The 4,777-nt window shown below is 31.0% G+C and carries 5 protein-coding genes; 2 read left to right on the top strand and 3 right to left on the bottom strand.

Annotated features, from left to right (window positions below; genetic code table 11):
* Nucleotides 1-27 precede the first annotated feature (27 nt).
* Nucleotides 28-945: a WYL domain-containing protein gene (locus tag ACIQ2I_RS07990; protein ID WP_396181896.1), complete on the top strand. Its 918-nt coding sequence runs from the start codon at nucleotides 28-30 to the stop codon at nucleotides 943-945.
* Nucleotides 946-1,075: 130 nt separating this feature from the next.
* On the opposite strand, the gene ACIQ2I_RS07985 is transcribed toward ACIQ2I_RS07990, so the two are convergent.
* On the bottom strand, nucleotides 1,076-2,584 hold the full coding sequence (locus tag ACIQ2I_RS07985) for a GH3 auxin-responsive promoter family protein (protein ID WP_396181895.1): 1,509 nt from the start codon (nucleotides 2,582-2,584) through the stop codon (nucleotides 1,076-1,078).
* Between the two features lie 63 nt (nucleotides 2,585-2,647).
* On the opposite strand from ACIQ2I_RS07985, the gene ACIQ2I_RS07980 reads away from it, so the two are divergent.
* Nucleotides 2,648-3,442, top strand: coding sequence for a DUF2797 domain-containing protein (locus tag ACIQ2I_RS07980; protein ID WP_396181894.1), 795 nt, complete (start codon nucleotides 2,648-2,650; stop codon nucleotides 3,440-3,442).
* Here ACIQ2I_RS07980 and ACIQ2I_RS07975 read toward each other — a convergent pair.
* Nucleotides 3,439-4,320: a DUF3078 domain-containing protein gene (locus ACIQ2I_RS07975; RefSeq protein WP_396181893.1), complete on the bottom strand. Its 882-nt coding sequence runs from the start codon at nucleotides 4,318-4,320 to the stop codon at nucleotides 3,439-3,441. The genes ACIQ2I_RS07980 and ACIQ2I_RS07975 overlap by 4 nt on opposite strands.
* A gap of 58 nt (nucleotides 4,321-4,378) precedes the next feature.
* A partial coding sequence (locus ACIQ2I_RS07970; RefSeq protein WP_396181892.1) for a transketolase C-terminal domain-containing protein occupies nucleotides 4,379-4,777 on the bottom strand: 399 nt, incomplete at its 5' end.

Below are 4,777 nucleotides of genomic sequence, written 5' to 3'. Positions count from 1 at the left end.
TTATATTTACGCCATTAAATGACGTATATGAAACAACTTGAACGATTACTATTTTTAATTAAGGTGCTGAAAGCTATGCCGTTTACATCTCACGAGTTATTGGCGCAACTTTCTGAACAAAACAACAAAAGTTCCATTAGACAACTCCAAAGAGATTTTAAAGATATGGCGTTACTACTATCAAATAATGAAACCCTTAAGTCATATAGAAAAGATAAATTAAAATATTTTTTTATTGAAATAAGTGAAAGTCATTTCACAAATGCAAACGAAAGTAAAACCTATAAAAACACAAACTTTTATGTGCAATCCAAGCCAAAGCAAATTAACTTTAATTTAAATGCTATTGAAAATGCAATAAAAGAAAGTAAATCTATTGTTATTTCAGAAATTAAAAATGACGAAACGGGCGATAATAATAATTTTGAAACTAAAAATATATTTTTTCAACCCATTCAAATACTCATTCATCGAGATTCTTATTATGTAGGTGGATATAATATTGTAAAAAAATGCATACAGATTTTCGGGATTAATCAAATAGAAAAAGTGGCCTTGTCTAACCAATTTGAATTGTTAGTTGAAACAAGCAAAATGTTTGATGATGAGTTAAATAAACGATTTGGTGTGACTAAAAACATTAATGAGCATACTTATAAAATTGTTTTAGAAGTGTCTTCAGTTTTGTCCGAGTTTATAAAAAATCATCATTGGCATGCTTCTCAAAGATTTTCTAAGAAAAACGGTAACACATTAATGCATTTAGAGTGTGGTATAAACAGAGAGTTGTTGGGTTGGTTGTTTCAATGGATGTATAATATTAGAGTTGTAGAACCCGAAATTCTTAAATTTTATTACGAAAAAACTTTAAATGACATTCAAAATAACAACAATTCAAAAGCTACATTAGTGTATAGAAATTTATTTAATAATACTAAAAATTAGATTTTTTTAAAAAGCACTGCGCAATAATTACTTTTTTGCTCTTCCAAAGGTTCCAAAAACTTGTAGGATAGTAAAATGTATAACGCTTTATGGTTTTTAGGTTTGATAGGGCTTTTGTTTTGAAAAACAGTTACATGCCTTTCAATTCTTCTAAATAGTCTCTTAAATTAGATAGTCTTGGAATTTTGTGTTGTCCGCCTAATTTATCTTTCTTTTTCAGCCAATCGTAAAATAAATTTTTTCTAGCTACATTTAATACAAGCGGGTTTAAGGTCATATTGTTAAATCGTTTGGCTTCGTAATCGGAATTTACATCTTGCAAATTTTTATCTAAAAGAGTTGAAAAATTCGCCATATTATCCGGCTGTTTTTTAAATTCAATCATCCATTCATGGGCACCTTTTTCTTTTCCTTTCATAAAAATGGGCGCAACTGTATAGTCAATAATTTCGCAGTGTAAAGTTTTACATGTTTTTGCTAAAGCCGTATCGGTGTTTTCTACCATTAGTTCTTCTCCAAAAACATTGATATGGTGTTTGGTTCTGCCAGTAACTTTTATTCGATAAGGATTTAACGATGTAAATCGTATCGTATCACCAATTAAATAACGCCACAAACCAGAATTGGTCGTAATGACTAAAGCATAATTTTTATTAATTTCAACGTCACTTAATGGAATTACTTTTTGGTTGTCTTTTCCAAATGTATCCATCGGAATAAATTCGTAAAAAATACCATAATCTAACATTAGCAATAATTCGCTAACATTATTTTGATCTTGTAAGGCAAAAAATCCTTCAGAAGCATTATAAATTTCATAGTATTGAAATCCAGCTTTCGGAAATAAATTTTTGTATTGTTCTTTATAGGGTTCAAAACTTACGCCACCGTGAAAATAGACTTCCACATTGGGCCAAATTTCTAAAATATTGTTTTTTTTGTTTTCCTCAAGTGTTTTGTTTAATAATACCATCATCCAACTCGGAACGCCGGCTAAACTGGTCACGTTTTCTAAACTACTTTCTTTTATTATGGCAGGTAATTTGGTTTCCCAATTACTCATTAAAGAAGTTTTATTGCTAGGTGTGGAGCTAAATTCCGCCCACATAGGCATGTTGTCAATTAAAATCGCAGATAAATCGCCAAAAAAGGTATTGTTGTCTTCATACAATTCTTTACTGCCTCCTAAGCGTAAACTTTTTCCGGTAAATAACTGCGAATCTTCATTATTATTCAGATACATGCACAACAAATCTTTACTGGCTTTGTAATGATTGTTTTCTAAAGCTTCCGCACTTACAGGAATAAATTTACTCTTTGCATTTGTGGTTCCGCTCGATTTTGCAAAATATTTAATTGTAGAATTCCAAAAGATATTTTGTGCGCCTTGGCGGGTTTGTTCAATATAGGGTTCTAATTCTTCGTATGTTGAAACAGGTATTCTTTCGTTAAAAGTTTTGTAGTTTTTGATACTATTGTAGTCGTATTTTTTCCCAAGAACAGTATTTTCTGCCGATTTTAATAAACCAAATAACAATTCTTCTTGCACTTCCATAGGATATTTCATAAACAATTCAATTTGATGAATACGTTGTTTTAAAATCCAAGAGGCAATAGAATTTATTATAGGTAATGGCATATGACTGGGAGTATTTTTATAACTTTACCAAAATTAATAATTTTTAGTTCAATTACAATTTTTATGACAACATTTGAAGGAACATTAACAAAGATGGAAACCGAAATAGGTGCGCCAATACAATATTATTTGATTTTTGATTCCAATTTCATCAATGTCAATCAGTTAATCAATAAAGATATCGAAATTTCTCATATAGGTTATCAATGTTTAAATTGCAAGAAAGCTAAAAAAATATGGCGTCAAGGATTTTGTTATGATTGTTTTTCTACTATTCCCGCAGCAGCAGATTGGATTATGAAACCCGAACTCAGTACGGCACATTTAGATATTGAAGATAGAGATTTAGCGTATGAAAAACGGGTGCAATTGCAACCTCATATTGTGTATTTGGCCCTGTCGAGTGAAGTAAAAGTAGGGGTAACCCGAAACACGCAAGTGCCCACTCGTTGGATAGATCAAGGCGCAGTTCAGGCGATACCTGTTTTAGAAACGCCTAACAGATACTTAGCAGGAATTGCTGAAGTGGCCTTAAAAAATCATTTTGCAGACAAAACCAATTGGCAAAAAATGTTGAAAAATGAAGTGCCGATTACCAACTTATTGGAAGAAAAAAGCAAGTTAAAACAATGGTTACCAGAGGAAACTAAACATTATTTTATAGAAGAAGACCACTTATATCAAATGGATTTTCCGGTGCAAACGTATCCGTTAAAAGTAACCAGTTTGAATTTGGAAAAAACCCCTAATTTTTCTGGAAAAGTAGTAGGCATTAAAGGACAATACTTAATTTTTGAAGACGGCACGGTTTTTAATGTTCGCACCTTCGAAGGGTTTGTGGTACAATTAAAATTTTAAAAACTATATTCAACGCCAACGCCAAGAATTTGCTTTAATTGCACTCTCGGTCCTTCTGTGATTTGAACACCACCGACTTCTCTTTTGTTTTTAATGTCGTTATCATATATAAGATGACTTCCTACATTGGCTTTTACATATTTATTTACAACCATTTCAAGGCTAACTTGCCAATCAATATCTATGTTTCCAAAATCTTTTAAATAATCGGTATACAAAGTAGCTCTGGTATCTAAATTGATGTTCGTCATAATTTTTCTTTTGTACTGACTAGATATTAAAGCACCTAGTTCCGTTCTATAACGTTTTCCGTTTTTAAGAATTTCTGTTCCGTTTTCATCATAAATGGCTTTTTCTACACCAAAAGCGCCTTCATTTGACAACCTTCTGTCTAAAACCAAAGTTGTTTTGTTGGTTATTGGAGATAAATATACTGTTAAACCTAAATCTTTTCTGGTATATTCAGCTCCTAAACCTAAGAAAATATAAGCGGGTCCAAATGGTTTTGAAATGGCTTTGCTAATATTTGGATAACTATATCCATTGGAAAACTGGGTTAAAAAACTAAATTTTGCCCCATAAAACCACTTGTTAATAGTGTCTCTTCTATATCCAATTGTGGAGTTTAAATTAATTTGATCGTCTGTTTTTCTTAAATCTTGCGCTTCTTGTTTGTTAATTCCATATCGAACCACAAGTTCATTATTCCATTTCATGTTATCACGAGTATAATTTCTTATGAAATTTCCTTTTGCCAAACCAGAAATAGAATTATTTCCTCCAGCAGACCAATTTACAAAACTAATTTGTGTAAAATCTAATCCTACTTTATTTCCCTTTTTCCAATTTGAAGTAGTATCTATTTTTTCTGTTCGCACAATTTGTGAAAAAGATTCGGTAGCGAAAAAAAGAAATGCGATAAAAAGTATAAGGTTTCTAGTCATGATTAATTTCAGTAAATAATTGGGTTAAACTTAATGTGTCTAATTTAGTGATTTCTAATAACTGTTTTACGGTGCCATGCTCAATAAACTCATCCGCTACGCCACGATTTATAATTCTATTTTTATAATTATTTTTGGCTGCAAAAGTATTGATGCTACTTCCTAAACCACCATTAATTACACCTTCTTCAACAGTAATTATACTAGTATGTTCTTTAAAAATGCTAAGTAATTTTTCTTCGTCTAAAGGTTTTACCCAACCTATATGAAAATGCGAAAAATCTTCCATTCTTGCAAGTGTGTCAATAGCTTTAGAAACGTTATTTCCAATGGTTCCAGTAGACAAAACAGCAATTTTATTTCCTTTTTTTAAGGTTTCAATTTTTCCTAT

The organism is Flavobacterium sp., from assembly GCF_044368995.1.
GTDB lineage: Bacteria > Bacteroidota > Bacteroidia > Flavobacteriales > Flavobacteriaceae > Flavobacterium.
This window is presented reverse-complemented; position numbering and strand designations above follow the sequence as displayed.

What these genes read in the sequence shown, in the direction of transcription:
- ACIQ2I_RS07980 (WP_396181894.1), top strand. Translation starts at nt 2,648, where the DNA reads ATGACAACATTTGAAGGAACATTAACAAAGATGGAAACCGAAATAGGT.
- ACIQ2I_RS07990 (WP_396181896.1), top strand. Translation starts at nt 28, where the DNA reads ATGAAACAACTTGAACGATTACTATTTTTAATTAAGGTGCTGAAAGCT.
- ACIQ2I_RS07985 (WP_396181895.1), bottom strand. Translation starts at nt 2,584, where the DNA reads ATGCCATTACCTATAATAAATTCTATTGCCTCTTGGATTTTAAAACAA.